At 53.6% G+C, this 16,226-nt stretch carries 14 protein-coding genes and 2 tRNA genes; 6 read left to right on the forward strand and 10 right to left on the reverse strand.

Annotation, left to right across the window (positions count from 1 at the left end; all coding sequences use genetic code 11):
• Window positions 1-58 precede the first annotated feature (58 nt).
• The 3 genes from BC440_RS02255 (at window position 59) to BC440_RS02265 (ending at window position 1,274) form a co-directional block, all read left to right on the forward strand.
• Window positions 59-133 (forward strand) — tRNA-Thr (locus BC440_RS02255).
• A gap of 25 nt (window positions 134-158) precedes the next feature.
• Window positions 159-233 (forward strand) — tRNA-Thr (locus BC440_RS02260).
• A gap of 222 nt (window positions 234-455) precedes the next feature.
• Window positions 456-1,274, forward strand: coding sequence for a hypothetical protein (locus BC440_RS02265; protein WP_063092633.1), 819 nt, complete (start codon window positions 456-458; stop codon window positions 1,272-1,274).
• 110 nt (window positions 1,275-1,384) lie between these two features.
• Here the strand turns inward: BC440_RS02265 and BC440_RS02270 are convergent, their stop codons facing one another.
• On the reverse strand, window positions 1,385-2,668 hold the full coding sequence (locus BC440_RS02270; RefSeq protein WP_063092632.1) for an oligosaccharide flippase family protein: 1,284 nt from the start codon (window positions 2,666-2,668) through the stop codon (window positions 1,385-1,387).
• Between the two features lie 6 nt (window positions 2,669-2,674).
• Window positions 2,675-3,706, reverse strand: a complete 1,032-nt coding sequence (locus tag BC440_RS02275; RefSeq protein WP_063092631.1) for an NAD-dependent epimerase — start codon at window positions 3,704-3,706, stop codon at window positions 2,675-2,677.
• Between the two features lie 212 nt (window positions 3,707-3,918).
• Between BC440_RS02275 and BC440_RS02280 the strand changes: the two genes are divergently transcribed.
• Complete coding sequence (locus BC440_RS02280) at window positions 3,919-4,650, forward strand: putative metalloprotease CJM1_0395 family protein (RefSeq protein WP_063092630.1); 732 nt, start codon at window positions 3,919-3,921, stop codon at window positions 4,648-4,650.
• 285 nt (window positions 4,651-4,935) lie between these two features.
• Entirely contained in the window at window positions 4,936-5,589 is a 654-nt protein-coding gene (locus BC440_RS02285) for a response regulator transcription factor (protein ID WP_007092070.1), read from the forward strand.
• A gap of 59 nt (window positions 5,590-5,648) precedes the next feature.
• Here BC440_RS02285 and BC440_RS02290 read toward each other — a convergent pair whose 3' ends face one another.
• The 7 genes from BC440_RS02290 to BC440_RS02320 form a co-directional block, all read right to left on the reverse strand.
• Window positions 5,649-7,607 carry a response regulator gene (locus tag BC440_RS02290; protein WP_223305203.1) on the reverse strand — a complete coding sequence of 653 codons (1,959 nt, stop codon included), beginning with the start codon at window positions 7,605-7,607 and terminating at the stop codon, window positions 5,649-5,651.
• Window positions 7,608-7,683: 76 nt separating this feature from the next.
• Window positions 7,684-8,682 (reverse strand): MDR family oxidoreductase, encoded by a 999-nt coding sequence (locus BC440_RS02295; protein ID WP_063092628.1) that lies wholly within the window; start codon window positions 8,680-8,682, stop codon window positions 7,684-7,686.
• A gap of 83 nt (window positions 8,683-8,765) precedes the next feature.
• Entirely contained in the window at window positions 8,766-9,137 is a 372-nt protein-coding gene (locus BC440_RS02300) for a DUF1232 domain-containing protein (protein ID WP_063092627.1), read from the reverse strand.
• Between the two features lie 56 nt (window positions 9,138-9,193).
• The gene (locus tag BC440_RS02305) at window positions 9,194-9,469 is read right to left on the reverse strand and encodes a hypothetical protein (RefSeq protein ID WP_063092626.1); all 276 of its coding nucleotides are present in this window, start codon (window positions 9,467-9,469) and stop codon (window positions 9,194-9,196) included.
• Between the two features lie 127 nt (window positions 9,470-9,596).
• Entirely contained in the window at window positions 9,597-10,361 is a 765-nt protein-coding gene (locus BC440_RS02310; protein ID WP_063092625.1) for a glycosyltransferase family 2 protein, read from the reverse strand.
• Window positions 10,354-11,325, reverse strand: coding sequence for a glycosyltransferase family 9 protein (locus tag BC440_RS02315; RefSeq protein WP_063092624.1), 972 nt, complete (start codon window positions 11,323-11,325; stop codon window positions 10,354-10,356). Before BC440_RS02315 ends, BC440_RS02310 begins: the two co-directional genes overlap by 8 nt.
• Before the next feature lie 3 nt (window positions 11,326-11,328).
• Window positions 11,329-12,357, reverse strand: coding sequence for a glycosyltransferase (locus BC440_RS02320; protein WP_223305205.1), 1,029 nt, complete (start codon window positions 12,355-12,357; stop codon window positions 11,329-11,331).
• A 160-nt stretch (window positions 12,358-12,517) separates the two neighbouring features.
• Between BC440_RS02320 and BC440_RS02325 the strand changes: the two genes are divergently transcribed.
• Window positions 12,518-13,432, forward strand: a complete 915-nt coding sequence (locus BC440_RS02325; protein WP_063092622.1) for a folate-binding protein YgfZ — start codon at window positions 12,518-12,520, stop codon at window positions 13,430-13,432.
• A gap of 84 nt (window positions 13,433-13,516) precedes the next feature.
• Here BC440_RS02325 and ppdK read toward each other — a convergent pair whose 3' ends face one another.
• Window positions 13,517-16,180, reverse strand: coding sequence for a pyruvate, phosphate dikinase (gene ppdK / locus BC440_RS02330; protein ID WP_063092621.1), 2,664 nt, complete (start codon window positions 16,178-16,180; stop codon window positions 13,517-13,519).
• Between the last annotated feature and the right edge of the window lie 46 nt (window positions 16,181-16,226).

Below are 16,226 nucleotides of genomic sequence, written 5' to 3' on the forward strand. Positions count from 1 at the left end.
GGGCTTGACCAATTGCCAGCCAGTGGCCTATAACCCGCCCGCACCGCAAGGGCTCGATGCTGCTGTAGCTCAGGGGTAGAGCACTCCCTTGGTAAGGGAGAGGCCGGGAGTTCAAATCTCCCCAGCAGCACCATTGCCCGACGATCAGCCTTTTAAGGGCTGCTGTAGCTCAGGGGTAGAGCACTCCCTTGGTAAGGGAGAGGCCGGGAGTTCAAATCTCCCCAGCAGCACCATTTTCCAGACATTTACGACCTGCCCTGACAGACGCACAACCCGACTGTGCAATGGTGTTTTTTTTCCGCCCAAGATGCAATTTCTGCCTATCCCTTTGATGTGGGCGGCACTCTTTTGCATAGCCACTGGTCAAATCCTCCGCTCCAAACGGCAACTTTTGCGTGTAAATCCCGGCATATTAATTGCTTGGATTGTTTCCTCAATTGCATGGGGAACGCATCATGACCATCCTGACAAACACATATAGTGCCAGCTCCGCAAATGCTGCCTATGCGTCTTCGACGCAATCTTCAAACGGGTCGCATCCGACCTTTAGCGAGGAAATGTATTCCGATCCGGAAATGCGCCCTTATCTCGAACAATATTACGAGAAAGCCTATGCCCCGATGCGCGAACGCATCGCCGCCATGCGCGAGGATGGATATACGCCCAAAACCATCCAGACCGAAGACGGTGGCATTGCGCAGGAAATTTCGGCGGATCAATATGAAGCCATGATACCGGATTTCGACAAATGGCTTGAAGGTCAGAAAACCATCATTCCGGGGATTCGTGACTCTGTCGACATATTCCGCGAAGGTGCGCAAAGGCATGTTGATTATCTGGAAAAAAATCATCCGGACAGTCAATCGGACGTCCGGGCCGTATTTTCCAATGGCGATCAGATTCTGGGATATCTGTATGAAAACGGGGGAATGGTGACGCACGATAGAGGCAGCCATCTGCGGACATATAGCGATCAGGCAGACAAGCTGGGTTTGAGAGGTCAGGCGCGTGTTGATTATATCGCCGATGCCATATCGCGCGATTATTCCAGCATCGATGTTTCGCGCTATGACGACCAGAATGCGCCAACACGACGTGAATTTTCAGAACGCTGGTATCCTGATCACGATGTGGACCAGTCATATCAGGCCAGCCTGCAAGAGGCACGGTCACAGCTTGCGGCAGCAGAAGAACGCTATCGCCAACAGCAGAGCAACATCACCGAGATGCATAGCTATCTTCTTGGCCTGATGGAACAGGAACATTTCAGCTGATTACTTCGGAAACTTTTACTCATAAAGTATCAGGTCCGACCCGATAATCGGCCAACGCCAGCTTCAAACTATATCACTTATAAAGCACGTTCGAGTGATATAAAGACACGTTATCTCTGAAGCAAAAAGCGTAAAGAAAAAATCGTCGTATCAATACCCAGAGCTTTATAGCAAATAACGGCAAGCAGAAGAGGGTAACCTGCTGTAGAAATGGCAGCGACCAAAACGCCCCCAGAGATTCCATACACAGTCATAGAAATCAATAATCCACATAAGACAAGGCAAGTCCAAAGCATCATAATTCGTGAAGTTACCTTATGGAGACCGGATATATTCAGAAGAGAAATACTAGGACCAGCAGCAACATGAACAACATATGCACAGAGCATTATTCGCAAAAAGGGAACCGCTTTAAGATAATCCGCTCCGAATGCAGAAAGAAGAAAAGGTGAGAATAAATAGAAAACAATACAAACTGGAACCGCAATAAATATAGAAAAAGCCATCGCCCTTGTAACAATTGACTGAACTTCCATTTTATCGCCAACAATTATCGCGCGAGATAAAAAAGGTGTAATTATTGAATTTACAGCGGTTAGAGCAAATGACACGAGCATTGCCAACCTACTAACTGCACCAATCTCTCCCGCATCAAATGCAGATAAAATAATCCCAGCTACAATTACGGGTGATTGATTAATTAAAGATATCGAAATATTTGAGAAGACAACGCTCGCACCAACATTCAACCACAGTCGAATATCTTTAAATCCAATTCTGGATTCAAAATTCCAATCAACATACCTCTTCTTAATGATGACAATGAAAGCAAAAAAATTAGAAAAAATTAGAGCAATCGCATAAGAAAAAACAATAGAAATGAGGCTTAACGTCTCCATGCGGGCAAAGAGAAAAACTGATATACAAATAGAAAAAATCAAAGGCCGAACAATTGCCTCTGGCATCACAGCGATAGAAACATTTTCATTCGCTCGAATGATTCCTTGGGAGACGACTAAAACAACTGAAAGCGGCAGGCATACTCCTGTAGAAATCCCGATTCCCCAATCGTATCCTCTAAAGTTGACGAGTAAAACTGCCAGCCCGAGCCCACCCAAAAGTGAAATTGAACCAGAGAAAAACAAAACAAAGCGCTGTATTCTACTTACAAGGCTTCCCCTCCCCTCACTCCGATATACTGGCAAAAACCTTACAATGGCAGCATCCATACCAAATGTCGCAACAGGTGTTGCGGCAACAATCAATCCAAGTATGACACTGAAAAAGCCAAATATCTCCTTTCCACCATAGCGAGAAATAAGCAAGCTGATGAGAAACATCATGCCCGCAGAAAAGGCATTGGCAAAAAGAACAAAAATTGCAGCAAATTTCAATTCAGGTTACTCGTAAAAGAATCGGAACCATTCGACAAAGCGGCCAATCCCGGTTTCAATCGAGGTTTCCGGCTTGAAACCGACGGCATCGGTCAGGGCATCGACATCGGCATAGGTCGCCGGAACATCGCCGGCCTGCATCGGCAGCATGTTTTTATCAGCCGTCTTGCCCAGTGCCTTTTCGAGCGTTTCGATCATGTGCATCAGTTCGACCGGGCTGTTGTTGCCGATATTGAACACGCGATAGGGTGCCGAACTGGTTGCCGGGTCCGGTTTGGCCGGGTTCCAGTCGGGATTAGGGGCAGCAACGGTTGAAATGCAGCGATGAACACCTTCGACGATATCGTCGATATAGGTGAAGTCACGGCGCATTTTTCCTTCGTTAAAGACGTCAATCGGTCGTCCTTCCAGAATGGCCTTGGTAAACAGGAACAACGCCATATCAGGCCGACCCCAAGGACCATACACCGTAAAGAAACGAAGGCCCGTGGTCGGCAAGCGGTAAAGATGGCTGTAGGTATGCGCCATCAGTTCGTTGGCTTTTTTCGATGCGGCATAAAGACTGATCGGGTGATCGACATTGTGATGCACCGAAAATGGCATTTCGGTATTCATGCCATAAACCGAACTGCTTGAGGCATAGACCAGATGCTTCACACCGTTATGGCGGCAGCCTTCAAGGATATTGGTAAAACCGACAAGGTTGGCATCAATATAGGCATGCGGGTTTTCAAGCGAATAGCGAACGCCAGCCTGGGCCGCAAGGTTGACGACATAGGTCGGCTTTTCGGTTGCGAACAGATCAGCAATACCATCGCGATCTTCCAGATTCATGCGGACAAATTTAAAGCCGTCCCGCCCTTCAAGCCGTGCAAGCCGGGCTTCTTTCAGCGTGACGTCATAATAATCGTTGACGTTATCAAGCCCGATTACGGTGCTGCCCTGATCCAGCAGCTTCTGGCAAAGATGCGATCCGATAAAACCGGCAGCCCCGGTAACCAGAACCGTTTCATTTGCGGGAATGACAAAGTCGGACATCACGATCAGTTTTCCTGTCTTGAAAGGCTATTGCCCAAGAATTGGGGGCATCCAAAATCCAGACTTTCCTGTAACAGCCTATACTTTGGCACGCAAGACAGCATGCTTTATGCAAGGCACCAAAGGTATAGACACCGGGCGAGACTCCTGCGAATTTTCCTGCTATCCTTACGTATCGATTTTGTATCGCCACGGAAAACCATTTCGATCCGATGATTACGACCGGTCAAACCATAACGAACCCCGCTGGTGGTGGATTGGGCATCGTCCTGAATGTCAGGCAGATTGCGCAAACCGCTGATGGCAGTGTTTTGGCCGAATACGAAGCGATAGAAGTTAAGTCTGGCGAGAAGTCAGGGCTGTCGCAAGGACCTTATGGTATTGGAGGCGAAGCAGGCAACGGACTTCGCACCCGTATTGTAGACCCCAGAACGCTGACCGAAGCACAGGCCGTTGCCAATGGCCCCAGCCGAAGCGAGTATCGCGAAGCCCTTGAAGCAAGCGACAACAAGGCGGACAGTAATAATTCCGGCGCAAAAACTTCTGGTGAGCTGAGTGCGACGGAAAAAGCTGACATATCGCGATTGCAAGCCCGCGATTCTGCCGTAAAGCAGGAAGAAAAAGCGCATGCTGCCGCGGCAGGGCCTTATGGCTCTGCCCCGCAATATGAATACCAGATCGGACCAGACGGAAAGGCATATGCCATTGGTGGACATGTTGATGTCGGCGTCAGCCTTTCGGGTAGCGCAGAAGATAAGGAACGCGCGCTTGCGACCCTTCAGAATGCAGCGCTTGCTCCCAACGCACCATCAGGCGCGGATATGGCGGCATTCCGACAGGCAAGCCTGCAACGTGCAACGATTGGTGGCGATCAGCCAAAATCGATCCCGGGTTACGGACAACCGCAGAACGACGCGAACGACATTTTTTCGATTTATGCCTGATTAAAGAATCCAGACACCTTAGAATCCGGTCAGTTTCACTATGCAATATGCGACAATATTTTTATCATCCTTAAACAAATACTATCCTCACGGATAATTCCGCCCCCTGAAATCCATCCTGCAGTTTGACAGGACATCAGAATTATTTAATGCTGCGCTCGCGTCCGGGGGGACGCGAAATTTGGAAGATGACAACTTTGCGTGTTTCCGTATGTTTGGGTGCGGGACGCGATACCGGTACCGCCTTTTGCGGGAGACGGCTAAAAACGGGTACGGCACAATAACATGAACATCCTGCTAGCGGACGACCATGACCTCGTTAGAGACGGGATCACATCCTTTCTGAAAACGGCGGCGCCAGAAGTCGAAATTGCCCAGGCAAAAGACTTTGCCGAAGCACTTTCCATCGTCGATGGCGATACGCCGGTCGAACTGACGATCCTAGATCTCAACATGCCGGGCATGAACGGGCTTTCGGGCCTGACCGTAATGCGGCAGAAACATCCGGAAATTCCGGTCGTCATTTTGTCGGGATCGGTCAAACGCAGCGATGTGCTCAATGCACTTGAACATGGTGCGTCGGGCTATTTGCCCAAAACCCTGTCTGGCAAGTCGCTGATCAATGCGCTCCGCCTGATCATGTCAGGGGAAAAATACATTCCGTCGGCACTTCTGGAAGATGATGGCAGCAACACGCGTCCGGGTGAAATTGATCTGGATGGGCTTGCTCCTGACAATCCCCTGCGTCAACTGACCAATCGGGAACGTGAAGTTCTGGCCCTGCTGACCAAAGGTCTGTCCAACAAGGAAATCGCCAAACAGCTTACGGTCCGCGAAATCACGGTGAAGGTTCACCTGACCGGTATTTTCAAAAAGCTTGGTGCCGCGAACCGTACACAGGCGGTTAAAATAGCCATGCAGCTTGGCTGGGAAGCCTGATTTTCCCGCATCAAGCCGAAGCTTTCAAAACCCGGCCCCTTGGCCGGGTTTTTTGTATTTCAGCCCGCAACGACTTCGGAAATTTCATCAAGGGTTGCCAGAAGCTCTTTTAAATCAAGCGGCTTTGCCATCACCATGACCGGCGCATCATCCCCATCCTCTGTCGGCCTGTCGGCATCCCCCGGATGACCGGTCATAACGATCACCGGCAAGGCGGGATTGCGTGAACGCAGTTCCCGAACCAGACTATTGCCATCCATCTGTGGCATCCGGATATCGGTGATCAGAATGTCGGGCTGCACAACACCGGCCAGAGCAAGCGCATCTTCGCCGTCGCTTGCCGCCGAAACCGAGAATCCCTGCGCTTCGAGATAGGCTGCGATGATCTCCATCGCATCGATTTCATCATCGACAACCATGATCCGCAAATCGCGCGACCTTGCCTCCGGAACTTTTTCCTGCTGAGGCAATAACGGGGCATCATCAGACGGATCATTTTCATCCCCCTGCGTTTCGCCGATATGCGTCGCAGGCAGAACAATCTCGAAACAGGCACCGTCTCCTTCATTGCGAACATCAATATGCCCGCCCATTCCCTCGACGATGCCATAGCTTACCGAAAGGCCAAGCCCCGTTCCCTTTCCGACATCCTTGGTCGTAAAGAACGGATGGAAAATAAGACCAATGGCGTCCTCGGGAATGCCGCCGCCATTGTCATTAATCGCAATTCGAAGCACTTCCTGATCGGGATCAAGCATGGCTGTTAATCGAATGAGCCCGCCAATCCCGCCGGTATCATCGCCGTTTTCCGTAATCGCATCGCGTGCATTGGTCAACATATTGACCAGAACCTGTTCAAGCTGGACCTGTCGCCCAAGCACCTGGCAACTTTGTGCCGATGGAACGACATCCACCACGATCCCCGCCAAACGGCAATCATGCTCGATCATGTCCACCGCACGGGTGACCGCCCGCATCGGGTCGAAAAGCTCGAAATCGTCCTCGTCCGGCCGACTGTATATCTGCAAATGTCGAATAATTTCGGCCATGCGCTGGGTTTGCCCGCTGATCAGGGACAGTCGCTCTCTCTGAAACGAGGGTTGAACCTTTTCAAGTTCATATTGAAGCGCGCAGGTATCAGCCGCCATCCGAATGACATTAAGCGGCTGGTTCATTTCATGGGCGACGGATGCGGCCATCTCGCCAAGGGTCGCCAGCTTGGAAGTCTGAACCAGTTGCCGTTCGATTTTGCGCTTTTCCGTCACATCCTCGGCCAGCATCAGCATGGCTGGCGCGCCTTCGTGGGTGAAGGCGATGGCGGACACTTCAAGTTCGAGATTTTCGCCGTCGCCCCGTCGGCAGATGATGACAAAATCCGCCCGGCCCGTATAACCGCCAGCGTAACGGGCAATATATTCGCTCATGATTTCGCGGCTGTCGGGATGGACCATCTCCATAAAGCTGCGCCCGACCAGTTCGGAACTGTCGTTACCATGCAGAATGGCAACGCCCTGCTGGTTGATATAGGTAATTTCCTCACCGCTCAGCACCGAAATCAGTTCCGGTGCCAGTTCCACCAGCTTGCGATACCGTTCTTCGCTTTCCTTCAAAGCCTGCTCGGCACGCGACCGTTCAATCGCATAACGGATGGATCGGCGAATGGTCCTGCCGTCGGGGAATTCTTTGGTCAGGTAATCTTCTGCGCCGTGCTGAAGGGCTTCAAAGGCAAGTTCTTCGTCCTTGTGCCCGGTCAGGACAACAACCGGTGCACTATGCGCGCAACCGCGAATTCGGCGGATGGTCTCAACCCCCGATGAATCGGGCAGCGTCAAATCCAGCAGGACAACATCAAACTGCCCATCAGGTGATGGATCATTCAGCAGGGCCATGGCCGAAGCAAGATCGGACCGATGTTCGATTTCGAACCGCTCACCGGTTTCCTCCAGCAATGTTTTTACAAGAAACGCATCGCCGGGATTATCTTCGACCAGAAGGATGCGAAACCGGTTTTCGGTCATATGGCACGGCCCATTCATTTCAGAATTTCAGGATTGGCAGCTCGGATCAGACTGATTCTGCATATATTTGCCTCTGCTAGCAATCCTGCACATCAATCAGCAAACGCCCCCGAACCTGCCCTTTGAGGATTTTTTCGCCCCACGGCAGGATATCACGAAGTCCAACCTTTGTTGTCACAGCATCCAGTTGATCCATGGGTAATTCCTGTGTCAGACGTTTCCAGGCTGTAACGCGCTTTTCATAGGGGCACATCACGGAATCAATTCCGATCAACCGGACCCCGCGCAGCAAAAACGGGAGAACCGTTGCAGGCAAATCCGGCCCGCCAGCCAACCCACAAGCAGCAACCACGCCATGATACTTCATTTCCGATAAGACATGCGCCAATGTCGTGCTGCCGACACTGTCAACAGCCCCCAGCCAACGCTCGCTCAGCAAGGGCTTGCTTGCCTCGCTTAACTCTGATCGATCCAGAATTGAATGCGCACCAAGGCTTCGAAGATAGTCATGCGTGTCAGCACGCCCGGTCGAGGCGGCAACACGATAACCAAGATTGGAAAGAAGACCTACCGCGACCGAACCAACACCGCCCGCCGCCCCGGTAACGAGGATTTCGCCATCCTGATCGGGTGATACGCCCTGCTCTTCAAGGGCCATCACGGCAAGCATGGATGTAAAGCCCGCGGTACCGATGGCCATGGCGTGCGCACCATCAAGCCCATCTGGCATTGGCACCAGCCAATCGGCTTTGACGCGGGCATACTCGGCATATCCGCCCCAATGGGCTTCGCCAACCCGCCATCCGGTCAGGATGACCTGATCGCCGGGCGCATAACGCGGATCATCCGATGAAATCACTTCGCCCGCAAAATCGACACCGGGCACATGCGGGTATTGCCGGACAAGGCGCCCAAGCCCGTTCAGGATCATGCCGTCCTTGTAATTCAGGGTCGACCATCGTACCCGAACCAGCACATCGCCGTCAGGCAGATCATCAAGTGTCAGATTTTGAAAATCGGCCTGAACTGATTTTTCCTGCTGGCGCAGAACCAAACCACGAAATGTATCTGCCATGGTCGTATCCCCGTTTCATGATGGAATTGCATCCAAGCTTAAAAGGGCGGGGCAAAGACTGTCAAAGGCGCAAAAGTCGTGTCTTAACCAGCAGACGGTGTTTTCAGGAAGCTATCATCGGGCCCTGTGAGCATAACAATGCCAATCAGAGCCAGGATCAAAATCAGAAGATACAACCATTTACGAGACTTTGTCGGCGTCTCAAGATTGTCGGATGCCATATCCGATTTTATGGATGGCGGCAGGCTTTTATATGAAAGCCATCCCAACAGGGGCACGATAACAAGATCATCAATCCAGCCAATACCGGCAATGACATCGGGCAACAGGTCAATTGGACTGACGAGGTAAATGATTCCGGCCAGCAACAGGAACTTGCTTCGCAGTGGCACATCCGGTCGAAACAGGCTGCGCAACAAATTGGGAATAATCGCCCAGACAGTCGGTTTGGCCATTGGATACTCCAGACATTAACCCTGCATTACCAACGCGTCAGGTCGGCTTGGCGATATCAGCGACGCGCCGTATCCAGAGGAAGGCTTACCTGCATATATGCGCCACCTATTGAACTGGCCTTTTCCAGATCAAATGCATCGCACAGACTGCCACAAGATGCGTTATCGGCATTCCCATAACGGATGGCATACATTTCAAACCCGGATTTGTAGGCAGGAACCGGCACAAGATTGAGCTGGGTTCTCTGTTCCCCCACAGCCACCTGAAGCCACGCCATGGAAACGGCAAACAGCAACACCACGATCATTGTCAGATGCTCGGTACGGATCATCTTTCTGGTCCGGAACAGTTGAAACAAAATTCACATGATAAGCAAATGCATTAGCATGCGAATTGTTCCCCGTTCATTCCAAACAAGATTGTCCCGACCGTGAGACTCCTAACATAAAGCCGCGAGCCTATTCGTCATCGTAACGCGCTTTAAGGTAGGACAGTAACGGGAACAATGCGGCAAACAAAGCAATCAGAAACCCCATTCCCTTTTCCTTGTAACCCTTGCGGGAAACAAAGCAGCGGAAGAACCGGGAAAAGATGCGGCGAAAATTGTTTGCAAAACTGCCTATGTTGCCGCTTGCCCGCAAATCGGCGGCACGGGCGGTGGTATAGCTATCGAGCCTTTTGATCATGTCGGAAATATTCCTGTCGACATAATGCAAAAGAGCACCATCAAGCCTCGGCCCGGTACGCCCGATCAATTCAAAAGAAGGGTGGACGCGCTGAAGTCCCCAGGTCTTTCGCCCCGCGCGAAACAGACGTCTTACAGCGGAGGTTCCATAGGATGCCCCCCATCCATACCGGACCAGTCGTTCGCCAATATAATTGTGGACAGAAATTACAAAGCAATCGAACTCGGTATCGACGATGGCGTTGCGGATCGATTTGCCGAGTTCTTCGTTCACATGCTCGTCAGCATCGACTTCGAAAATCCAGTCGCCGGTTGCTTCCTGAAGCACCCGGTTGCGTCGTTCACCTTCAATATCCCAACTGCCAACAATCGTCTTTGCGCCAAACTCGCGCGCGATTTCTTCCGTGCGATCCGTGCATTTATCGCACAGAACAATGATCTCATCGGCAAAGCCAAGATGCGCAAGACACGATGGAAGACGCTCTTCCTCGTTATGAGCACACATAACAACTGAAAGACGCGGCACTTTGTCAGCCATTCTGCTTTTCCTCTTTCCGATAATCTTCCAGAAGCACTCTGGTCGCAGAGACAACCTTTTCGACCGGTAAGGTATCCATCAAAACTTCTTTGGATAACGGGCTTGAACGATTTTCAATGATTTTATCATAGGACCAATCGGTACGAACGGCCCGGCCCCACTTTGAGTACGGACGATAATGTTCATCACGCGATGGGCCAAACAATCCTATGGTCGGGTTACCTGTCGCGGCCGCCATATGCATAAGCCCCGAATCATTTCCCAGATACAGGCTGGCGCGACGCAGACAGGCCATGACCGTCAGAAGATGTTCGGTGCCAAAAATCTCGGTCCGTCTATTTTCTGGAATGGACGCAATCACCGGCTCGGATGCCGCCCGTTCGTTCGGGGCCCCGACAAGCAACACATTGGCATCTTCAAGGGGCCCGCCAACGGCTCTTAGTTCGGCAATCGCCTCGGCAAAACGTTCGGGACGCCAGGTTTTGCCAATCCAGTTGGCACTTGGCCCAACGACCAGAAGCAGCCGCCCGTCATCGGGAAGAATTTCCGAAGCACGATTTTCATGCTCAGGCGCGGTCCAGACGAATGGCTCGGGTGCGGGATCAACACCAATTAATTGGCCCAGCTGTTCAACCCGGTGCATTTCATCGTCATTTCCCGGCAGGACCACCCGCTTCCAGCCCGGCAACACATAAGCCGTCGCACTGCCGCGCAGATCGACGATGATGTCCCACCAGCGAAACGCGACCGATTTCCAAAGCTTCCACCAATGACCACCGCGTTTCTGCTTTGGCATTTCGATGAGACGTTCAAGCCCCGGCACCGCTTCAAAAATCGGGGCGGCGACAGGGCCGCAGGCAACCGTTACCTTGATGCCAGGATAGGTTTCGACATAGTGGCGCAGCACCGATGTCGAAAGAACGGCATCGCCCAGCCGGTTCGAGGTGATGAACAGTAACCGCACGGTTTAAAGTTTCTCCAGCTCGCCAGCGACATTAAGCCATTCACGGCGGCTGTTGCGGGCCGCTTCGGACTGGCTGGCAAAAATCTGCCGGTCGGCCAGCAACTGCATCACCAGATTGCCATAGGCGGTTTCATCGGGAACGATATAGCCGGTCTTGCCATTTTCAACCCGCGCCTTGGCAATGCCGCCATAGGACACAACCGGTGTTGCCGCGGCCAGCGCATCGTAAATCCATTGGCCGACCTGATCATTGCCGTATTTGCCGTGATGCAGGAAGGCACGCGCGGTTGCAATACGTTCGGCCATGTCGGCCTCGGGCATCGGGTGACAAACGCGGACACCCTTGTCGATGTTATCACGCACCATATCGACGAGTTCTTCGGAAACATCGTCATTTTCGCCCGCCATCGCCGAGAACAGGTCGGAAGCATAGATTTCCAGAATGGCACCGGGCACCTTGGGCGCGACATAAGCCGACCAGATGCGGATGATCTGGGCAATGCCGGTTTTGCTGTTGGCGACCGTCACGGCAAGGTTTTCGCGGCTCTCGAACGCCCAGTGCATGTTTGATGCCATGGCAAAGGCCGGACACGCCCCCGGCGCAATCACAATCGGGCATTTGGCGATATCGCCATCAAATGCCTTGCCATGATCTTCATGGGTGAAAATCACCTGCGCACCGGTTTCAAGCAATGCCAGACGTGCCTTATCCGCGTTCAGATCGGACACCATGCCATCAAACCAAAGCCAGCAATCGCTACCTTCGGGAATGGACGGATGACGCAGCAGCTCCGCATCGCGCCATACCAGAACCCGATCCACCGGATCCCCGCCAAAGGGCGGCATGGCACTGTCAAGCTGACGCCAGGCAACGCCATGATGATCAAGGTCAATGCCACCGTTCCGGCGGGCTTCAACCTTGTGGCCACGGGCAACAAGGGCCTCGGCCAGCGCGATAAATCCGCGTTGGCGCGCGCCCAGCGGGCGGGCTTCACGATCCTTGGGATCAAAGCCGATGGAACGATCAAGCATCAATATTTTCATACATTGCGTTCTATCGGTTCCCGCGCAATTTATGAAGGCTTTTCTTGTGGCAGGTTGCTTTTGCCTTTGCCAAACCACCCCTTGCCAAATGCCCCCCATTGCCCCACATTTCGGCCAACAATTCCGATAAACCGGAGTCATAAGAATTATGAGTGAGACTTTATACGCCCCCCTGCCTGACCGGGCCGTTATCCGGATCAGCGGGCCTGATCGCGTCAGCTTCCTTCAGGGGCTGGTGTCGAACAATATCGAAAAAATCACCGCCGATCATTCCGGCTATGGCGCCCTTCTGACGCCGCAGGGCAAATTCCTGTTTGATTTCTTTGTCTATCAGCAGGACGAGGACAGCCTTCTGATTGAGTGCGAACGCGGCGAAGATGGTGCGCGTGCGGCCGAGCTGTTCAAAAAACTGCGCATGTATAAATTGCGCGCCAAGGCGGAACTGAGCGACGTCACCGAAAGCTATGACGTCGTTGCCGTCTTCGGCGATGGTGCGCTTGCCGCACTTGACCTGCCCGATACGACCGGTGCGACCGCACCGTTTGCCGACGGGATCAAGGCGGTTGATCCGCGGCTGAGTGCGATGGGTGCGCGCGTGTTGCTGCCCAAAAACGAACTGGTACAGATGGCCGCCATCGGTGCCACCGAAAGCGATGAAAGCACCTATCATCAGCACCGCGTGCTGCTGGGCCTGCCCAATGGCAGCGAGGAAATGGAAATTGACCGCGCCATCCTGCTTGAAAACGGGTTCGAGGAACTGGGCGGCGTTGATTTCAAAAAGGGCTGCTATATGGGGCAGGAACTGACCGCGCGTACCAAATATCGCGGGCTGGTGCGCAAACGCTTGCTGCCGATCACGATCACCGGCCCAGCCCCGGAAATCGGCAGCCTGATCATGAATGGCGACAAAGAAGCCGGCACCATCCGCAGCATCCATGGCAACGCAGGCCTTGCCCTGATCCGGCTGGAGCGGATCGGCGATGATACCGATCTGACGGCGGGGGATGCCAAAATTTCGGTCAAGGTTCCCGACTGGGTCAAGTTGCCCGAAACGGCGGCCTGATCCGCCAATCATCGCTTCATCAAACACAAACGGCGGCAGAAATTCTGCCGCCGTTTGCTTTATCAGTGCTGCCCGTCAGCAGCCTTATTTCTTGAGCGCAGCCTGTGCGGCCGCCAAACGCGCAATCGGCACGCGATAGGGCGAGCACGAGACGTAATCCAGCCCCTGTGCCTCGCAAAACGCGATGGATGCCGGATCGCCGCCATGTTCGCCGCAAATGCCAAGCTTGATGTCAGAACGCGTTTTACGGCCACGTTCAGCCGCAATGCTGACCAGCTCGCCCACCCCTTCCTGATCCAGCGATACGAACGGATCACCGGCAAAGATATCCTTGGAAATATAGGTATCCAGGAACCGGGATGCGTCATCACGCGAAAGACCAAAGGTCGTCTGGGTCAGATCGTTGGTTCCGAAGCTGAAAAATTCGGCTTCTTCGGCGATTTCACCGGCCCGAAGGGCGGCCCGCGGCAATTCGATCATCGTGCCGACAAGGAATTCCAGCTTGGCCGATTTTTCGGTTTCGACTTCGCCTGCGACCTTGATGATCACGGCCTTGAGGATTTCAAGTTCCTTCTTGCCAACAATCAGCGGGATCATGATTTCCGGTATCACCGGATCGCCGCCATCCTTTGAAACCTCGATCGCGGCTTCGAATATCGCACGTGCCTGCATTTCATAGATTTCGGGATAGCTGATGCCAAGACGGCAGCCGCGATGCCCCAGCATCGGGTTGGCTTCCGACAGTTCCAGCAACCGGCGACGCACGACGACCTCTGCCACACCTGCGGCATTGGCGACCTCGGCGATTTCGTTGTCACCGTGCGGCAGGAATTCATGCAATGGCGGGTCCAGCAGACGGATCGTCACCGGAAGGCCCTTCATGATCCGGAACAGGTCAATAAAGTCCTGCCGTTGATAGGGCAGAAGTTTATCAAGTGCCGCACGACGGCCCTTTTCCGTGTCCGCCAGGATCATTTCGCGCATGGAAATGATGCGTGCCGGGTCAAAGAACATGTGTTCGGTCCGGCAAAGGCCGATCCCCTCCGCCCCGAAACCGCGTGCGGTTGCCGCGTCATCAGGTGTTTCGGCGTTGGTGCGGACCTTAAGACGGCGCACACCATCCGCCCATTCCATCAATTGGGAAAAATCACCCGACAGGTCGGGTTTCAGTGTCGCGACCTCGCCCAGCATCACCTCGCCCTTCGCACCGTCAAGGGTGATGACATCGCCTTCGTTGAGCGTCACGCCGCCCGACGTCATGGTCTTGCTGGTATAGTCAATCTTGATCTGACCGGCCCCGCACACGCACGGCGTCCCCATGCCGCGCGCCACCACCGCCGCGTGGCTGGTCATGCCGCCGCGTGATGTCAGAATGCCTTCGGCAGCATGCATGCCGGCAATGTCCTCGGGGCTGGTTTCTATGCGCACCAGAATGACCTTGCGGCCCCGGTTATGCACCCAGTCCTCGGCGACCTCGGCCGAGAAAACAATCTGCCCGGATGCCGCACCGGGCGATGCCGGAAGCCCCATGCCAATCACCTTGCGTTCCGCATCGGGATCAAGGGTCGGGTGCAGCAACTGGTCAAGCTGTGCGGGATCAACACGGCGAAGGGCATCTTCGCGCGTGATCACATTGGCCTGACACATTTCGACCGCGATGCGAAGGGCGGCCTTGGCTGTGCGTTTGCCCGCACGGGTCTGCAGCATGTAAAGCTTGCCGGACTCGACGGTGAATTCCATGTCCTGCATGTCGCGATAATGGGATTCAAGCCTGTCACGAATATCACAAAGCTCGCCAAAGACGCCGGGCATGGCTTCTTCCATCGACAGAAGGTCGGAACCGGACTCTTCGCGTTCGATTTTGGTCAGCGGTGCCGGGGTACGAATACCCGCCACGACGTCCTCGCCCTGCGCATTGATCAGATATTCGCCATAGAAACGGTCTTCGCCGGTCGACGGATTGCGCGAGAAGCAGACACCGGTGGCACAATCATCGCCCATATTGCCAAAGACCATGGCCTGAACATTGACAGCCGTGCCCCAGCTTGCCGGGATGTTGTGCAGGCGACGGTATGTATTGGCGCGTGCATTCATCCAGCTTCCGAAAACCGCACCGATGGCACCCCAAAGCTGTTCGCGCGGGTCCTGCGGGAAGGGACGCCCGAGTTCGGCATCGACCTTTTTCTTGAAGCCCTGGACAATCGCCTGCCAGTCATCGGCATCCATATCGGTATCAAGGACATAGCCCTTGTCTTCCTTGTGGATTTCAAGGATTTCCTCGAAATGGTAATGATCGACGCCAAGGACCACATCGCCATACATCTGAATGAAACGACGGTAGCTGTCATACGCAAAACGGCGGTCACCAGAGACCGCCACCAAACCTTCAACCGTTTCGTCATTCAGGCCGAGATTAAGAACCGTGTCCATCATGCCCGGCATCGAAGCACGTGCGCCGGAACGGACCGAAACCAGCAACGGGTCTTTGGGGTCGCCAAATTTGCGCCCGACCAGGGCTTCGACAGCAGCAAGCGACTTTTCGACTTCGGCTTCAAGACCATCCGGGTACGCACGGTCATTGTCATAAAATGCCGTGCAGACTTCGGTCGTGATGGTAAAGCCGGGCGGGACCGGAAGGCCGAGATTGCTCATCTCGGCAAGGTTGGCACCTTTGCCGCCCAAAAGCTCGCGCATATCGGAACGTCCTTCGGCGCTACCGCCACCGAAGCCGTAAACCCATTTGGTCATCTTGCCTTTTCCTCATCTGGTCAAGGCGTTCCGGAATTCCGGGCGA

Source organism: Thalassospira sp. MIT1004, from assembly GCF_001858545.1.
In the GTDB taxonomy this organism is placed as follows: domain Bacteria; phylum Pseudomonadota; class Alphaproteobacteria; order Rhodospirillales; family Thalassospiraceae; genus Thalassospira; species Thalassospira xiamenensis.

Excerpts from the sequence above, each read along its gene's own strand:
- BC440_RS02265 (WP_063092633.1), top strand. The coding sequence starts at position 456 with ATGACCATCCTGACAAACACATATAGTGCCAGCTCCGCAAATGCTGCC.
- BC440_RS02275 (WP_063092631.1), bottom strand. The coding sequence starts at position 3,706 with ATGTCCGACTTTGTCATTCCCGCAAATGAAACGGTTCTGGTTACCGGG.
- BC440_RS02280 (WP_063092630.1), top strand. The coding sequence starts at position 3,919 with ATGATTACGACCGGTCAAACCATAACGAACCCCGCTGGTGGTGGATTG.
- BC440_RS02285 (WP_007092070.1), top strand. The coding sequence starts at position 4,936 with ATGAACATCCTGCTAGCGGACGACCATGACCTCGTTAGAGACGGGATC.
- BC440_RS02290 (WP_223305203.1), bottom strand. The coding sequence starts at position 7,607 with ATGACCGAAAACCGGTTTCGCATCCTTCTGGTCGAAGATAATCCCGGC.
- BC440_RS02295 (WP_063092628.1), bottom strand. The coding sequence starts at position 8,682 with ATGGCAGATACATTTCGTGGTTTGGTTCTGCGCCAGCAGGAAAAATCA.
- BC440_RS02300 (WP_063092627.1), bottom strand. The coding sequence starts at position 9,137 with ATGGCCAAACCGACTGTCTGGGCGATTATTCCCAATTTGTTGCGCAGC.
- BC440_RS02305 (WP_063092626.1), bottom strand. The coding sequence starts at position 9,469 with ATGATCCGTACCGAGCATCTGACAATGATCGTGGTGTTGCTGTTTGCC.
- BC440_RS02310 (WP_063092625.1), bottom strand. The coding sequence starts at position 10,361 with ATGGCTGACAAAGTGCCGCGTCTTTCAGTTGTTATGTGTGCTCATAAC.
- BC440_RS02320 (WP_223305205.1), bottom strand. The coding sequence starts at position 12,357 with ATGCTTGATCGTTCCATCGGCTTTGATCCCAAGGATCGTGAAGCCCGC.
- BC440_RS02325 (WP_063092622.1), top strand. The coding sequence starts at position 12,518 with ATGAGTGAGACTTTATACGCCCCCCTGCCTGACCGGGCCGTTATCCGG.
- ppdK (WP_063092621.1), bottom strand. The coding sequence starts at position 16,180 with ATGACCAAATGGGTTTACGGCTTCGGTGGCGGTAGCGCCGAAGGACGT.